The sequence below is a fragment of the Aeromonas sp. SrichE-2G genome, assembly GCF_017939565.1.
Lineage (GTDB): Bacteria > Pseudomonadota > Gammaproteobacteria > Enterobacterales > Aeromonadaceae > Aeromonas > Aeromonas taiwanensis.
The window spans coordinates 638,881-654,761 of the sequence record NZ_JAGKRG010000004.1 but is presented as its reverse complement, the minus strand read 5'-3'; the positions used below and the strand labels follow the sequence as shown (position 1 = coordinate 654,761).

15 protein-coding genes are annotated in these 15,881 nt (G+C 66.0%); 5 read left to right on the top strand and 10 right to left on the bottom strand.

Going from position 1 to position 15,881, the window contains the following annotated elements; genetic code table 11:
- Nucleotides 1-81: 81 nt before the first annotated feature.
- Nucleotides 82-1,827: a GNAT family N-acyltransferase gene (locus J9885_RS05070; protein WP_210548296.1), complete on the top strand. Its 1,746-nt coding sequence runs from the start codon at nucleotides 82-84 to the stop codon at nucleotides 1,825-1,827.
- A 30-nt stretch (nucleotides 1,828-1,857) separates the two neighbouring features.
- On the opposite strand, the gene J9885_RS05065 is transcribed toward J9885_RS05070, so the two are convergent.
- The 4 genes from J9885_RS05065 to J9885_RS05050 form a co-directional block, all read right to left on the bottom strand.
- Nucleotides 1,858-2,169: a SelT/SelW/SelH family protein gene (locus J9885_RS05065; protein WP_210548294.1), complete on the bottom strand. Its 312-nt coding sequence runs from the start codon at nucleotides 2,167-2,169 to the stop codon at nucleotides 1,858-1,860.
- Entirely contained in the window at nucleotides 2,166-3,287 is a 1,122-nt protein-coding gene (locus tag J9885_RS05060; protein ID WP_210548292.1) for an adenosylhomocysteinase, read from the bottom strand. Before J9885_RS05060 ends, J9885_RS05065 begins: the two co-directional genes overlap by 4 nt.
- A gap of 184 nt (nucleotides 3,288-3,471) precedes the next feature.
- Entirely contained in the window at nucleotides 3,472-4,206 is a 735-nt protein-coding gene (locus J9885_RS05055; RefSeq protein WP_210548291.1) for a hypothetical protein, read from the bottom strand.
- On the bottom strand, nucleotides 4,206-4,766 hold the full coding sequence (locus J9885_RS05050) for a YceI family protein (protein ID WP_043761750.1): 561 nt from the start codon (nucleotides 4,764-4,766) through the stop codon (nucleotides 4,206-4,208). The genes J9885_RS05055 and J9885_RS05050 overlap by 1 nt, the downstream gene beginning before the upstream one ends.
- Before the next feature lie 109 nt (nucleotides 4,767-4,875).
- Here J9885_RS05050 and J9885_RS05045 point away from each other — a divergent pair, with 109 nt between their 5' ends.
- Nucleotides 4,876-5,778, top strand: coding sequence for a LysR family transcriptional regulator (locus J9885_RS05045; RefSeq protein WP_043761752.1), 903 nt, complete (start codon nucleotides 4,876-4,878; stop codon nucleotides 5,776-5,778).
- Nucleotides 5,779-5,800: 22 nt separating this feature from the next.
- Here J9885_RS05045 and J9885_RS05040 read toward each other — a convergent pair whose 3' ends face one another.
- Nucleotides 5,801-6,208, bottom strand: coding sequence for a hypothetical protein (locus J9885_RS05040; protein ID WP_210548289.1), 408 nt, complete (start codon nucleotides 6,206-6,208; stop codon nucleotides 5,801-5,803).
- A 66-nt stretch (nucleotides 6,209-6,274) separates the two neighbouring features.
- On the opposite strand from J9885_RS05040, the gene J9885_RS05035 reads away from it, so the two are divergent.
- Nucleotides 6,275-8,005 (top strand): formate--tetrahydrofolate ligase, encoded by a 1,731-nt coding sequence (locus J9885_RS05035; protein ID WP_210548288.1) that lies wholly within the window; start codon nucleotides 6,275-6,277, stop codon nucleotides 8,003-8,005.
- Between the two features lie 128 nt (nucleotides 8,006-8,133).
- On the opposite strand, the gene J9885_RS05030 is transcribed toward J9885_RS05035, so the two are convergent.
- Nucleotides 8,134-9,783, bottom strand: coding sequence for a methyl-accepting chemotaxis protein (locus J9885_RS05030; protein ID WP_210548286.1), 1,650 nt, complete (start codon nucleotides 9,781-9,783; stop codon nucleotides 8,134-8,136).
- Between the two features lie 281 nt (nucleotides 9,784-10,064).
- Nucleotides 10,065-10,721 carry a GTP cyclohydrolase I FolE gene (gene folE / locus J9885_RS05025; RefSeq protein WP_042077431.1) on the bottom strand — a complete coding sequence of 219 codons (657 nt, stop codon included), beginning with the start codon at nucleotides 10,719-10,721 and terminating at the stop codon, nucleotides 10,065-10,067.
- A 378-nt stretch (nucleotides 10,722-11,099) separates the two neighbouring features.
- Between folE and moeA the strand changes: the two genes are divergently transcribed.
- Nucleotides 11,100-12,326 (top strand): molybdopterin molybdotransferase MoeA, encoded by a 1,227-nt coding sequence (moeA, locus tag J9885_RS05020; protein ID WP_282598285.1) that lies wholly within the window; start codon nucleotides 11,100-11,102, stop codon nucleotides 12,324-12,326.
- Nucleotides 12,323-13,078 (top strand): molybdopterin-synthase adenylyltransferase MoeB, encoded by a 756-nt coding sequence (gene moeB, locus J9885_RS05015; protein ID WP_210548283.1) that lies wholly within the window; start codon nucleotides 12,323-12,325, stop codon nucleotides 13,076-13,078. The genes moeA and moeB overlap by 4 nt, the downstream gene beginning before the upstream one ends.
- Before the next feature lie 195 nt (nucleotides 13,079-13,273).
- Here moeB and J9885_RS05010 read toward each other — a convergent pair whose 3' ends face one another.
- The 3 genes from J9885_RS05010 to modB are packed head-to-tail and all read right to left on the bottom strand — an operon-like array spanning nucleotide 13,274 to nucleotide 15,828.
- Complete coding sequence (locus J9885_RS05010) at nucleotides 13,274-14,053, bottom strand: alpha/beta fold hydrolase (protein ID WP_210548281.1); 780 nt, start codon at nucleotides 14,051-14,053, stop codon at nucleotides 13,274-13,276.
- A gap of 42 nt (nucleotides 14,054-14,095) precedes the next feature.
- Nucleotides 14,096-15,151, bottom strand: a complete 1,056-nt coding sequence (gene modC / locus J9885_RS05005) for a molybdenum ABC transporter ATP-binding protein (RefSeq protein WP_210548279.1) — start codon at nucleotides 15,149-15,151, stop codon at nucleotides 14,096-14,098.
- Nucleotides 15,148-15,828, bottom strand: a complete 681-nt coding sequence (modB, locus tag J9885_RS05000) for a molybdate ABC transporter permease subunit (protein WP_210548277.1) — start codon at nucleotides 15,826-15,828, stop codon at nucleotides 15,148-15,150. Before modB ends, modC begins: the two co-directional genes overlap by 4 nt.
- Between the last annotated feature and the right edge of the window lie 53 nt (nucleotides 15,829-15,881).

Below are 15,881 nucleotides of genomic sequence, written 5' to 3'. Positions count from 1 at the left end.
GTCATCAAACCGTCACGGCGCTGCCACACGGCGGGAACGCAGGAAAGGGAAGCTTGAGCAAAGTTCAGCGGAGCCTTGCCCATGTTCGACGTCGATACCCTGCTGGGGCAACACCTGCCCCGGCTCGCCACCCAACCCCTCATCCGTCCCCTGCTCCGGCAAGGACTGCGCTGGCTGCTCCACGAGGAGGCCTTCGCCCGCTTTGCCCAGCGCCACCCCCACCTGCGCGGCCTCGACTTCGTCGAGCAGGCCCTCACCGAGCTCGACTTCGATTATCGGGTGAGCGAGGCGCAGCTCGAGAACGTCCCCGCCAGCGGCAGGGTCATCCTGGTCGCGAACCACCCCATCGGCTCCCTGGACGGCCTCGCCCTGCTGCGCCTGCTCGGGCGCATTCGCCCGGACGTCAAGATAGTGGCCAACCGGCTGCTGGCAGAACTCGCCCCCCTGCGCCCCCTGCTGCTGCCGGTGGACAACCTGGGGGGCAAGACGGACAGGCGCGCCATCCTGGCCATGGGGGAGCACCTGGCCCGGGAGGGGGCCCTCATCATTTTCCCCGCCGGCGAGGTGTCACGACTCGGCCCCAAGGGGGTGAAGGACGGCCCCTGGCAGGGAGGTTTCATCAAGCTGGCCAGGCGCACCCGCACCCCCCTGGTGCCGGTGCACCTGGACGGGCGCAACGGTCTCTCCTTCTATCTCGCCGCCTGGCTCAACAACGACTGGGCCGGCCTGCTGCTGGTCAAGCAGCTGTTTCGCCAGCAGGGGCGGCGCCTCTCCCTCACCCTGGGGGAGCGCATCCCGCCCCAGAGCCTCGGGGATCTCGCCCCCAAGAGCGCCGCCGCCCTGGTGCGCAGCCACCTCTATCGCCTCGGGAAGGGGAAGAAGGGGCGACTGCAGACCGAAGCCCCCATCGCCCTGCCGGAGGATCGCCGCCAGCTGAAACAGGCCATCGACGGGTGCGAGCTGCTCGGACAGACCCCGGACGGCCAGCGCATCCTGCTCTATCGCCGCCACGAGCAGAGCCACTCGACCATATTGCGCGAGCTCGGCCGGCTGCGGGAAATCGCCTTTCGCGCCGTGGGGGAAGGCTCGGGCAGGCGGCGGGACCTCGACGCCTTCGACGATGACTATCACCACCTTATCCTCTGGGATCCGGCCCGGCTCGACATCGTGGGCGCCTATCGCTTCGCCCCGGTGGCCGAACGGCTCGCGAGCAAGGGGCTGGATGGCCTCTACAGCCACACCCTGTTCGGCTTCGAGGAGAAGCTGCTGCCCCGCCTGGAGCAGGCCATCGAGCTTGGCCGCAGCTTCATCCAGCCCGCCTACTGGGGCAAGCGGGGGCTCGACTACCTCTGGTTCGGCATCGGTGCCTATCTGGCCCGCTATCCCCAGTACCGCTACCTGTTCGGGCCCGTGACCCTCTCCGGCAGCCTGCCCCCGGCGGCCAAGGATCTGCTGGTGGGCTTCTACCGCCAGCACTTTGCCCCCGAGCTGGCGCTGGCCCCCTCCCGCCGCCCCTATCCCCAGACCCCGCCCCTGTTCGAGGGGCGCGACTACGGGGACGACCTCAAGGTGCTCAAGGCGGGGCTCGACAACCTGGGCTGCGCCATCCCCACCCTCTACAAGCAGTACGCCGAGCTGTGCGAGCCAGGGGGCGTGCAGTTCATGGACTTTGGCATCGACCCCGACTTCAACCACTGCATCGACGGCCTGGTCTGGGTGGACGTGCACCGCATCAAGCCCCACAAGCGGGCGCGCTATATCGGCGCCCCCGTCCAGGCTGACGTCGCCAGCCAGCCGTCACCGCAACAAACAGAAGAGGGAGGCTGATGCCTCCCTCTTCTTTTTCATCTTCACGCCTCATTCGGTGGCGGGCTTGCGATCCGCGTGGCCGAGGTCGCGCTCGGGGGCGATGAGGTCACGCACCCGCTGCTTGATCTCCTTGGCCTCGGGGAAGCCCTCGTCCGCCACCCGATCCCACACCAGCACCCCGTCCACCAGGATGCGGAACTCCCCCTTGCTGGCGGGCACCAGCGCCACCTCGCCGAGCTCGCTGTCGAAGGTGGAGAGCAGCTCCTGGGCCAGCCAGGCCGCCCGCAGCATCCAGCGGCACAGGGTGCAGTAACGGATTTCGATGCGCGGTTTGTTCATCGGGACTTGTGTCTCTGTCATGGGGTGACTCCGTGAAAATCGGTTAACCAGTGGCGGGCGATGCGCTGCATGGTGGCCTCGGGCAGTTCGTGAAGGCCTGCGTCAGATGCCTGCCGGGCCAGCAGGTGCACCCCTTCGATGATCTCCGCCAGCACCAGATAGACATATTCGCCGATGACGGCGCCGTGCACGAAGTTGACCGCCTCACCCCGGTTGAGCAGGAAGATGGTGCTGCCGTCGGGGCGACTCAGCGCCAGCACGTGGGGGCACACCTCCTCGCTCGGCCAGGGCAGCTGGGAGAGGCAGAACGCGAACTCGTCGTCGGCGGAGGTGACGGACGCCAGCATGGCGCCGGGGCGCAGGGCCTGCAGATCCGCCAGATCGAGGGAGCCGTTGCCGGTGGAGCAGATCACCAACTCGGCCCGCGCCAGGGCCTCGGCCTTGTTCACCAGCTTGAAACCGTGGGAGAGCGCCTCCACCTGGCGCAGGGCATCCGTCTCCACCAGCTCCAGGTGCAGGTTGCGGCAGCGCAGCTCGCGGGCGATGCTGCGCCCCACCTTGCCATAGCCAAACAGGGCGGCCTGACAGACGTTGAAGGTGCGTCTCAGTGTGCGCGCCAGGGACTCGGCGGAGTAGACCACGCTCAGGCCGATCTGGATATCTTCCGCCTGCTTGAGTGGGCTGCGGGCCACCGAGATGACGGGGGCCGCCAGGTGCTCCTGCTCGTAACGCTGATGGCCGTTCTCGGTCATCTCCACCACCCCGATGAAGCGTTCGCCAAAGTGCTCGGCCAGCACCGCCTGGCTCTTGGCAAAGTAGCCACCGATGTCGAGGATGATGAGCCGCTCATGCTCCCGCACCAGGGGGGCAATCTGGTCGATGACCCCCTCGGGATCCGAGGTCCAGTGACGATTGAGGGGCAATACGGGGTAGTGCTGCTGTGCCCAGGCCAGGGTAGGTCCGTGCACGGACTTGGGTTTGGGCAGGATGGCGCCGACCCGCCCCACCTGGTCGAGCACCTGGATGAAGTGGGGTCTGTCGGGCAGCAAATGGGTCACCAGCAGGATGCAGAGATCCCCGAGGCGTCCCTGTTCGGTGAAATGGCTAAAAAACAGATGCTCAGATCCCTGACTGTGCAACTGTGGCCTCCTTAGCGTGCCGCGGGAAAGCAGGCAAACAGAACCCGGCAAAGCCGGGTTCTGTGTGTGTCCAGATAATGAAAATCCTTTTTATCTGAAAGCACCATGGGTCTCAATCTTTATCTACACAGACTATGACAAGCCCGTCAATTTATACGGTAATAGCCTGTTTTTTATACTTAAATCAATAAAGAGAGGCCTCTGGCCACACCCACCACAGGCTCACGCCCGCCCCTATCCCCGCCACCAGGATGAGAAGGCCCCAACGGGTCAGTCCCGGGCGACTGTGCAGGACCCGCTCAAGCAGGGGCAGCAACCAGACCGGCAACAGCACCAAGAGCGGCACTTCCACGTATTGCCAGGCCAGCATCTGCACGAAGGCGAGCGCCAGTCCCAGGCTACTTGGCGACACCCTGACGCCGGCAAAGGCGCCGAGCAGGGCGCGGAACCCGGCGAAGGCGGCCAGGGCACCCGCGAGCTGGGCGATGAGCAGGCTGCCGTCGATACCGATGACCAGCGCCAGCCAGATGAAGCCGAGGGCGAAACCGAGCCCCTCCTCGCTGTCAGCGTACCTGCACGTCCAGCCATACCAGACGATGGCGGGCAGCAGGGCCAGCCAGATCCCGGGTTCGCTGCCGAGCACGGAGGAGAGTCCCAGCCACCACACCAGGGCGCCCAGCAGGGCGAAGATCGCGAGGGCAACGCGCTTGTCGGCCTGCTGCGCCAGGGCGGACACCAGCAGGGTGAGCGGCAGCCACTGCCACGCCTTGGCCGGCACACCATAGGCGCCCCCCAGCAGGCAGCCCAGCAGCCAAAGGGCCAGCGCCCCCCACAGATACCCCAGCCTCGGCCAGCGCCATGACAGCAAAGCGGCCCCCAAAGGGGCCGCCAGGGTTTGAAGCAGAAGTGCTGCGCCCATTACTTGCGCACGCCTTCGACAAACAGGTTGATGCTCATCTCGTCCGGGATGTTCGGCACCATGTAGTTCACGCCAAAGTCGCTGCGCTTGATGGTGGTGGTGGCGTTGAAGCCACTGCGGTAGCCACCCCAGGGATCCTTGCCTTCACCGATGTGGACCATGTCGAAGGCCACTTCCTTGGAAACGCCGTGCAGGGTCAAAGTCCCCTTGAGCACGCCCTTCTCCTTGGTGCCTTCATAACCGGAGCTGACGAAGGTCATCTTGGGGAACTGCTTCACGTCCAGGAAGTCGGGGCTGCGCAGGTGCTTGTCACGGGCTTCGTGGTTGGAGTCCACGCTGGCGGCATCGATCTCGAAGCTCGCCTTGGCCGCCGCCGGGTTGGCGTCGTCCATGCTGAAGGTACCGCTGAAGGTGTTGAACCGGCCGATGAGCTCGGAGAAGCCGAGGTGGCCCACCTTGAACTGGACTGTGGTGTGTGCCGCGTCGACGTCGTAATCGGCCGCCATCAGGGGAGCCGCCATAAACAGGCAGGAGGCCAGCAGGGCCTTGGTCATTTTCATTCCGATCGTTCCTTCATTAGGGGTTCACATCTGTGAACGAGATGCTAACCTCCAAGTAGTAATAGATAATCATCGATTTATTAAAATAATTATCAACCGAGAGTGGAATATGGATCAGATAGCCGCCATGCGTACCTTCATCAAGGTGGTGGAGTGCCAGAGCTTTACCCGGGCCGCCCACCAGCTTGGCATTTCGGTCGCCATGACCTCCAAGCTGATGCAGCAGCTGGAGGAGTCCCTGTCGACCCGGCTGCTGTCGCGCACCACCCGCCAGGTCAACCCCACCGAGGCGGGCCTCTTCTATTACCAGCGCTCCCAGGCCCTGCTGGCGGAGCTGGAAGAGACCCACAGCCAGCTCACCCGCAACAACCAGCAGCCCCAGGGCACCCTCAAGCTGTCGGTGCCCATGGACTTTGGCTACCTGCATCTCTCCCCCGCCCTGCCGCTGTTTCGCGAGCGCTTTCCCGAGCTCAAGCTGGAGATAGAGTACAGCGACCGGCGGGTCGCCCTGGTGGAGGAGGGCTTCGATCTGGCGCTGCGCATCGGCAACCTGCCGGACTCCTCCCTGGTGGCCAAGCCGCTCGCCATGATGAGGCTGGTGGTGTGTGCCAGCCCCGACTACCTCGCCCGCCGGGGCACTCCCAGGACCCCGGAGGATCTCAAGCAGCACGACTGCCTCATCTACACCCTGACCCAGCCGGACTGGGTCTTCAAGCGGGATGGGGAGCAGCTGAGCGTGCGCCCCCAGGGGCCCCTTCGCGCCAACAACGGCGTGGCCCTGACCCGGGCGGCCTGCGACCACCAGGGCATCATACTGCAGCCAACCTTCATCGTCGGCGATGCGCTGCGCTCGGGGGAGCTGGTGCCCTTGCTGCCGGAGTGGGAGAAGGGACAGGTGGGGCTCTATGCCCTCTACCCGCATCGCCGCTTCATCTCCGCCAAGGTGCGCTGCTTCATCGAATTCGTGCAGGAGCGCTACCTGGCGCCCCACTACTGGGACAGGGAGACCTGAGGCGCCGGAGCGGGAGAGAAGATCAGGCCTTGGGAGGGAGCGGCAGATCGGCCAGCAGCAGGGTCTCCTGCTGCGCTATCTGCCAGCGTGGCAAGCGCTGCTGCAAGGTGGCGAGCTCGGCCTCGCCCAGGGTGTAAGGCAGGGTAATGCGCAGGCAGTGGCAGTCCAGCATGGCCGCGAGCTGCAGGATGAGGGCGAGGTTGGCCTCGTCACTCTTGTGCCTGTTGATGCGCCTGGCCAGCTCATGGCGAAAATGGGTCTCGGGATCCTGGGTCATCGCCTGCCAGCCGTAGCCGAACAGCGGGATGAAGGCGCTGATGATGCCAAGGGCGGTCAGCGGCTGCTTGGGCGGGTGATAGAGGGCGTTGAGATCCAGCAGGATGGGGCTTTGATGGGGCTCACGACTGCCGGATAAAATAGCATTGCTCATTGGATAACCTTGTTGATTCCTCTAGACTTCGCCGCATATTTGACCCGACATGCCAACGAGGTGCTGATGCTAAGCGATATCGAGATCTCCCGCCAGTCCCCCCGTCTCCCCGTCCACGCGCTGGCCGAGCGCCTCGCCATCCCGCCGCACCTGCTCCACCCCCATGGCCACTACAAGGGCAAGCTGGACCTGGAGCTGCTCAAGCAGGCCCCCACACACAGCGGCAAGCTGGTGCTGGTGAGCGCCATCACCCCGACTCCCCTCGGCGAGGGCAAGACGGTCACCACGATCGGGCTCGCCATGGGGCTCAACCACATCGGCCACCCCGGCATCGCCACCATACGCCAGCCGAGTCTCGGCCCCGTGTTCGGGGTCAAGGGGGGCGCCGCCGGGGGCGGCATGGCCCAGGTGGTGCCGATGGAGGAGATGAACCTCCACCTCACCGGGGATTTTCACGCCCTCAGTGCCGCCCATAACCTGGCGGCCGCCGCCCTGGATGCCCGCCTGTTCCACGAACAGAAGCTGGGCGACCAGTTCACTGCCAGAACCGGCCTGAACCGGCTCGATATCGACCCGGCCAACATCCTCTGGCCGCGCACCCTCGACATGAATGACCGCGCCCTGCGCCACCTCACCATCGGCCAGGGCGACCCCGCCGATGGTGTCGAGCGCCCCGATCGCTTCGTCATCACCGCCGCCTCCGAGCTGATGGCCATCCTGGCGCTGGCGAGCGATCTAAAGGATTTGCGCGCGCGCATCGGTCGCATCCAGCTGGCACTCGATCTCCACGGCAACCCCGTCACCGCCGAGCAGCTCGAGGTCGCGGGCGCCATGACGGTACTGCTGAAGGATGCCCTGCAGCCCACCCTGATGCAAACCACGGAGCAGACCCCGGTGCTGGTACACGCAGGCCCCTTTGCCAACATCGCCCACGGCAACTCCTCGGTCATCGCGGATCGCATGGCCCTGGGCCTCGCCGACTATGTGGTGACCGAGGCGGGCTTCGGCTCCGACATGGGGCTGGAGAAGTTCTTCAACATCAAGGGCCGCCAGTCCGGCCTCGCCCCTGCCTGCGTGGTGCTGGTGGCCACGGTGCGCGGCCTCAAGGCCAACAGCGGGCTGCTCGACATCCGCCCGGGCCAGCCCCTGCCCGAGAGCCTGTTGGGGGAAGATCTCGCCACCCTGCGCCAGGGCTGCGCCAACCTCGCCTGGCACATCGCCAACGCCCGCCGCTACGGGGTACCCGTGGTGGTCGCCATCAACCGCTTCCCCACCGACAGCGAGGCCGAGCTGGCCCTGCTGGCACAGGAGGCACGCCAGGCGGGGGCCCAGGGGGTCGCCCTCTCCCAGGCCTTCACCCAGGGGGGGGCCGGCGCCGCCGAGCTCGCCCGGGCCGTGGTCAGCGCCTGCGCACAGCCGAGCGAGCCCCGCCTGCTCTACCCCGACGAGATGAGCCTGGCGGCCAAGCTCGCCACCCTGGTGGAGTGCGGCTATGGCGGCCGTGGCGCCACCCTCTCGGACAAGGCCCGCCAGCAGCTCGCCCGACTCTCGGCGGCGGGCTGGGATCACCTGCCCATCTGCATGGCCAAGACGCCCCTCTCCATCAGCCATGACCCCGCCAGGAAGGGGGTGCCGACGGACTTCGAGGTGCCCGTCGAGGAGGTGAGGCTCTGCGCCGGTGCCGGCTTCGTCTACGCCCTGGCGGGCCCCATCATGACCATGCCGGGCCTTGGCAGCCTGCCGGCCTACCGCCATATCGATATCGATGATAACGGAGAGATCATTGGGTTGAGCTAAATGGCCGGGTAAGGGGTCTGGCGTCGGCCGATTACGCTTCGCTAATCGACCCTACGGTCAAAAAAACTGCCAGAAACGACAAGGCCCCGCCAATTGGCGGGGCCTTTCGTTATCACGCCAGCAAGGCTTTAGAGGGTAAAGCGCTGGGTCATATGATGCAGGGTATTGGCCAGCTTGCTCAGCTCGACACAGGCCTGGGCCGTCTGCTGCGCCCCCAGGGCGTTCTCGTCGGCGGCGGCGTGGATGTTGACGATGCTGCGGTTGAGCTCCTCGGTCACCGCATTCTGTTGCTCGGTGGCAGTGGCGATCAGGGTGTTCATGTCGGTGATCTGGGTGACGGCACCGTTGATGCTGTCGATGCTGCCCCCCGCCTCCCGCGCCAGCTCGACGCTGCTCTGCATCTGCTGACGGCTCAGCTGCATGGCGTTGCCCGCCTCGGCGGTGCGCTCCTGCAGCACCTCGATCATCTTGCTGATCTCGGCGGTGGAGGCCTGGGTGCGCTGTGCCAGGGAGCGGACTTCGTCCGCGACGACCGCAAAGCCACGGCCCTGCTCGCCGGCCCGGGCCGCCTCGATGGCCGCATTCAGCGCCAGCAGGTTGGTCTGCTCCGCGATGCCGCGAATGACGTCCAGCACCATGCTGATGCTGGCGCTGTCGGTCTCCAGCTGCTGCACCACGGCGCCCGCCTGCTCTATCTGCTGGGATACCTGCTCGATGCTGCCGATGGCGCTGCGCACCACCTCATTGCCCATGGTCGAGGTGCGGGAGGCCTGCTTGGCCGCACTCATGGCGTCCGTGGTGTTGCGGGCGACCTCAAAGACGGTGGACTGCATCTCGTTCATGGCGGTAGCCACCTGGGAGACCTCGCTCTGCTGGCTGGCCATGCCCTTGGCGGACTGCTCGGAGATGGCACTCACCTCCTCCACCGCGCTGCTGAGCTGGCTCACCGAGCCGGCAATCTCGCTCACGAGATCCGCCAGCGCCCCCTGCATCCGGTCGATGGCCGAGCCCAGCTGACCCAGCTCGTCACGGTTGAAGCGGTTTCCGCGGATCCACTCCTGCAGCTCCCCCTTGCCGAGATCGCCGCTCGCGATACGCTGGGCCTGGCGCGCCAGCATGATGAGCGGGTCGCGGATCTGGCGGGTCAGCACCACGGAGAGCACGGTGACCAGCCCCAGCCCCAGTACCAGGGCGATGATGATGCTCAGCTTGGCGCTGTCGAAGGCGCCGACGACCTCGGCACGGGAGCCCACGGAGTAGCCATGGTTGATGCGGATGAGATCACCCACCGACTTGGTCAGGTTGGTGTAGAGGGTGATCCCCTCCCCCATGAAGAGGTGCTGGGCCTCGACCCACTGGCTGGCATCCTGCATTTGCCGGATGCGCTGGTGCAGGGCGATGTACCTCTCCCAGTCCGCCTTGACGGTGTCGAAGGTGCGACGCTCCTCCAGATCTTCCGCCCAGATGGTGGCATCGTGGGCCACTATCTGGCGTGCGGCCTCCTGCAGGCTCTTCTCGCTCTCGTTGCGATAATGGGCTCTTTGCTGGGGATCGTCCGCCACCAGGAAGACATCCAGCTCATAGCGACGCAGGGCATTGATGGTCTCGCCCAGGGTGCTGGTGCGCACGACCGCGGGCAGGATGCTGTCGGTAAACCCGATGGCGGCCCGGTTCATCTTGCTGAATTCAAACAGTGAGAAGCCGCCGATAAAGGCCATCATCAGGCCGAGAACGGCAAAGCCGGCGGTAAGTTTCTTGCCTATCGTCATGGTGTTCATGGCATGTCCTGCATGGGGAAAACAAGTGGCATTGGTCGGCGCCGGGCCTGGGAGCTCGACCACCGTCACCGCCATCCATAGCAGTACATAAAGCCTCGCCCGCGTCGGTACCCGCGAAAGAGGCGCCGCGCCCTGGCGTCCCCCGGGGCGATATCACTCGCCGCAAGGGAGCCGGCTGATCAGTGGTCAGCCGACGGCACGAAGAGCCATATCGGCCGACGCGGACATGGCTTTAGGGATTTTCAGAAAATAATGGGATCAGGGGGCAAGCCCCCTGCGACTTAGCCCTTCAGGCCACCGAGAAACTCGGCACGGGTGTCGGGCTGGGTCTTGAACACGCCACCCAGGGAGGTGGTGGTGGTGTAGGAGGTGGAGTCCATCACGCCGCGGGCCTTCACGCAAAAATGGGTCGCCTTGATGCTGATGGCCACGTCCTGGGTGCCGAGCAGGGTCTGCAGCGCCAGCAGGATCTGCTGGGTGAGCCGCTCCTGCACCTGGGGCCGGCGGGCGAAGAACTGCACGATGCGGTTGATCTTCGACAGACCGATCACCTTGCCGCGGGGAATGTAGGCCACGTGGGCAAAGCCGTCTATGGTGACGAAATGGTGTTCGCAGGTGCTGGTCAGGCTGATGTCCCGCACCATGATCATCTCGTCCACCTTCATCTTGTTCTCGATCACCGTCACCTTGGGGAAGGTGGCATAGTCGAGGCCGGAGAAGATCTCGTTCACGTACATCTTGGCAATGCGGTGCGGCGTTTCTGCCAGACTGTCGTCGGCCAGATCCAGCCCCAGCGTCTCCATGATGGCGCGCATATGGCCTTCGATTTTTTCCTTCTTCTGCTGGCCGTTCAGTGCATTGGCCACCAGAGGTGTCTCGAGGCCCTGGGCCTCCAGCGCTGCCCTGACCAACAGGGCTTCCTGGCTTAAGCTCGTCATCGTGTTTCTCTCCCACGCTCAGGGACTGTGTTGGCCTTCGGCATGGTGCCATGGCGCAATCTTACAGGGCGATTATTGTCATAATTCTGACTAACTCAAGCCCGTTCCCTGACTTTATGCCAAACCGCGCCCTTTTCCCTGCCCCAGCCTGCCCATCCGGGGGGCGCAGTGGTGACCCGGTCGGCACTGCCGTCGCGGCATGGAACGCCGCCCCGAGCCTGTGACGCCCTCTCTCTATCGGGTGGCCATGCAAGGGGATAGCCGGGCCACCCCTCGCCCGCCAGGAAGTGCCTTTCCCGCATTCCTTGGCGATCAGCCTGCCCATCCGGACGGATTTTTGGGATAATCCGCACCCTACACACCAGAGAGGTCATGATGATGGGATTCGATACCGGTGCACTCCTCCCCTTGGACAAGGCACTTCAAGGGATGCTGGAACAACTCACCTGCTGCTGCGAGACGGAGCAACTGCCGCTGCCCCAGGCGCTGGATCGGATACTGGCCGAGGAGATCAGCTCCCCCCTCTCGGTCCCCCCCTTCGACAATGCCGCCATGGACGGCTATGCCGTGCGCCTGGCAGATCTCGCCGCCGGCACCCCGCTTCCCGTGGCGGGCAAAGCCTTCGCCGGCCAGCCCTATGACGGGGAGTGGCCAGCCGGCCATTGCATCCGCATCATGACCGGGGCCCCCGTGCCCGCGGGCACGGAGGCGGTGGTGATGCAGGAAGAAACGCAGGCCGGCAACGACGGGATCACTTTTCTGACCCATCCCGCCCCCGGCCAGAATATCCGCCGCCGTGGCGAGGACATGGCGCAAGGCTCCCGGGTGCTCGCGAGCGGTCTGCGCCTGAGCCCCAGGGAGCTGCCGCTGCTGGCGTCCCTCGGTATCGCCAGCGTCTCGGTGCGCCGGCCGCTGAAGGTGGCCATCTTCAGCACCGGCGATGAGCTCAAGCCCCTGGGCACTCCGCTCCGGCATGGGGACATCTACGACTCCAATCGCTACGGGGTCAAGGCGATGCTGACCCGCATGGGCATAGACTGCCTGGACCTTGGCATCATCCCCGACGATCCGGCCGCCCTGCGCGCCGCCTTCCTGCAGGCCGACCGCGAGGCCGATGCCCTGATCACCACCGGAGGCGTCTCGGTCGGCGAGGCGGACTTCACCAAGCAGCTGCTCGAAGAGCTTGGGGAGATCGGCTTCTGGAAGCTCGCCATCAAGCCGGGCAAGCCCTTTGCCTTCGGCCGGCTGCCTCACGCCTGGTTCTTCGGCCTGCCGGGCAACCCGGTCTCCGCCATGGTCACCTTCGATCAGCTGGTGCAGCCGGCGCTGGCCCGCCTCGCCGGCCAGCAGTTCGAGCGCCCTATCCTTCTCAAGGCCACAGTCACCGAGCCGCTTAAAAAGAGCCCGGGACGACTCGACTTCCAGCGCGGCATATTGAGCGCGGGCCCAGACGGCCTGGAGGTGCGCAGCACCGGCTCCCAGGACTCCGGGGTGTTCAGCTCCCTGTCCCGGGCCAACTGCTACATCGTGCTCGAGCAGGAGCGCGGCAAGGTGGCTGCCGGCGAGACGGTGACCGTCGAGCCCTTCTCGGGGCTGCTGCTGTGAGCGAGATCCTGAGCGACGCGGAGCTCCTGCGCTACAACCGCCAGATAGTACTCAAGTCCTTCGACTTCGAGGGGCAGGAGGCGCTCAAGCAGGCTAGCGTGCTGGTGATCGGCGCCGGGGGCCTCGGCTGCGCCGCCAGCCAGTATCTGGCGGTGGCCGGGGTGGGCCGGCTGACCCTGGTGGATTTCGATCGGGTGGAGCTCTCCAACCTGCAGCGCCAGGTGCTGCACACCGACGAGCGCATCGGCCAGTACAAGGTGGACTCCGCCGCCCTGGCGCTGCGGGCCCTCAATCCCTGGCTCAGGGTCGAGACCCACGCGGTTATCGCCGACGAGGCCCTGCTCGATGCCCTGCTGCCGAGCCATCAGCTGGTGCTCGACTGCACCGACAACGTCGCCATCCGCAACCTGCTCAACCGATGCGCGCGCCGGCACAGGGTGCCCCTGGTCAGCGGCGCCGCCATCCGGCTCGAAGGGCAGCTCTGCAGCTTCACCTGGCAGGAGGACGAGCCCTGCTACGCCTGCCTCAGCGCCCTGTTTGGCGAGCAGTCCCTCAGCTGCGTGGAGGCCGGGGTGCTGGCCCCCGTGGTCGGCCTGGTGGGCAGCCTGCAGGCCCTCGAAGCCATCAAGCTACTGGCCGGCACGGGCAAGAGCTACAGCGGCCGCCTGCTGATGATTGACGGCCTCCAGGGCAGTTTTCGCGAGATGAAGCTGCCCAAACGGCCAGACTGTCCGGTCTGCTCGCACGAGTGAGTTGCCCAGCCACTCTTTGCACCAACAAAAAGCCGGCCCCGGGGTCGGCTTTTTGTTGGCCTTCATCATGACGATGGGGGTTCAGAAGATCCCTTTCACCTTGACCTTCTTCATGCTCGCCACCTGGTTCGAGAGGAGAACATCGTTCAACCGGCAGGAGAACCGTTTGATACAGCTTGGCGAGAGGCGACAAATTTAATGAGTTTCTAAAATCCGGTGAAGCAAATGATTGAATCCGGCGGGGTTTTCCGCCGGCCAGGCGTGGTGGCCCTCGGGGGTATGGATGGTGGCGTTCGGCAGGGAGGCGAACTGCTCCACCCGCTTGGCCAGCGGCAGGTAGTCGTGGCTGGTGGAGACGATGGCCACCGGCTGCCGGATGTTGCCGAGCCGGGCGCGCACCGACCAGCCGGGCAGCCCATCCAGCAGGGCCCGGTAGGTCTTCTTCCTGTTGTTCTGCACGAAGCGCAGCCGGAAGGTGCGGCGCACCTGGGCGAGCTCGGGGCCGGGGAAGAGCTCGCGCCCCAGCCACCAGGCGAGCGGTCGCATGCCGAACCAGCGCAGCCACTTAAGGCGCTGGGCGTAGCGCTCCCGCTCCTTGGGGGTCTCCAGCAGAAATTCGCTGAAGCCGTTGACCAGCACCAGCCCCTGGACCTTGTGGGGCAGTTGCAGCGCCAGCTCCAGCGCCACCATGGCCCCGAGCGACAACCCCACCACCCAGGCAGGCCCGGGCTGTTCGTCGAGCCAGCGGGCCACATCCGCCGCCAGGGTTGGCACGTCGAAGGGCCCCTCCTGCAAGCTCTTGCCGTGCCCGCGCAAGTCCAGCGCCACCACCCGGTAGTGATCGCAGAAGTGCTCTATCTGGGCCTGCCAGTCGAGACTGGAGGAGCCCAGCCCGTGCAACAGCACCAGCAGGGGCCCCTCCCCCGCAGTGCGCAGGGCCAGCCCGTGGGATTTCATTACCTGGTTGCGACGCACCCGTCCTCTCCTTACTTCGATAGCGGCCTGCCCGTACCGGCTTCAGCCCTCACCCACCAGGCTCACCGCCTTGACATAGGCATAGAGCCACACTCCCGGTACCAGAGCGAGCCGTCTGGCGGAGCGGCTGGTGATCCGGGCCAGCAGTATCTGCTGCCCCAGAGCCAACTGCAACAGGGTTTGCCCGGGCCGGACCTCCCGCACCGCCAGCAGCCGGGTCTCGAGGCAGTTGGAGAGGCTGGAGTGCACGATGGGCTCGGTGGCGATCACCAGATCCCGCGCCGCCACCTTGATCTGCAAGGGGCCTGCTTCATCGGGGGCATGCTCCATGGTCACCATCAGAGACTGCTCCCCGAGTCGCAGGGTCGCCATCTGCTCGGTAGCATCGTAGTGGGCCAGGGTGGCCGAAAGCATGACGCCCACGTCGTCGCGACTGGCGAGCGAGAGATCCGTGCGGGCGAAGATCTCCCCGGGGGTCCCTTGCGCCTCCACCCGGCCGCCTTCCAGCAGCACCAGCCGATCGCAGAGCAGGCTCACCTCCTCCATGGCGTGGCTGACGAAGATCATGGGAATGCCGCTCTCCTGCTGCAACCCTTTGAGCACGTGGGCCTGATGGATGCGGCTGCGCCTGTCCAGCGCCGAGAAGGGTTCGTCCAGCAGCAACAGATCCGGCTCCGCGAGGAGGGCACGCCCCAGGGCCACCCGCTGGCGCTGACCGCCGGAGAGGCCGTGGGCTGGTTGCCCCAGCAGCTCAGCAAAGCCGAGTCGCGTCGCCAGCGCCTCCGGCTGCCAGCGCCCCCTGCCCTTGCCCGCCGCCAGCTGCAGGTTGCCGAGCACGGTCAGGTGGGGGAAGAGGCGGGCGTCCTGAAACACCAGGCCGATGCGGCGTGCCTCGGGCCGCAGGGTCGCCAGCTCCCGTCCCCGCCAGCGCAGGGAGTCTGCGGGAGCCCTGTCCAGTCCGGCGATGATGCGCAGCAAGGTGCTCTTGCCGCAGCCGGAGGGGCCGAACAGGCCGAGGATCCGACTTGGGGGGAGCGACAGCTCGCACGCCAGGGTGAAAGGGCCGAAAGCCCGGCTGGCCTTGATCTCTAACGTCATCCGAACAGCCTCCGTTGCCTGCGCTGCAGGACACCGTAGACCAACACCAGCATCACCAGGGAGAAGCCCATCAGGCCGCCCGCCAGCAGGTGGGCGTTCTGGTAATCCATCGCCTCCACGTGATCGAACAGGGCGATGGAGAGCACCTGGGTCTCGCCCGGGATGTTGCCCCCTATCATCAGCACCACGCCAAACTCCCCCAGGGTGTGGGCGAAGCCCAGCGCCGCCGCCATCACGAAGCTTGGCAGCGTCATCGGCAGGATGATCTTGAAGAAGCGCTCCATGGGGCCGAGCCCCAGGGTGGCCGCCGCCTCCAGCTCCCGGTTGCCCATGTTGACGAAGGCGGAGGTGAGGGGCTGCACCACGAAGGGGAGCGAGTAGATCACGGAGGCGATGAGCAGGCCGAGGAAGCTGAAGGCGAGCGGCGCCCCGAAGGTCTCCCGCCACCAGCTGCCGACGCCGTATTCGGGGGAGAACGCGATCAGCAGATAGAAGCCGAGCACGGTCGGGGGCAGCACCAGGGGCAGGGCCACCAGGGCCTCCACCACGGGGCGCAGCCGGTGCTGGCTGCGAGACAGCCACCAGGCGAGCGGCGGGGAGAGGATCAGCAGTATGACGGTGGTGCAGGCCGCAAGCCTCAGAGTCAGCCAGACGGCCAGCAGATCCCCCTCACTCATGGCACCCCCGCGCGGGGTCCGGGTACGGCATCCTGTGCCTCCTTATCGTCAGA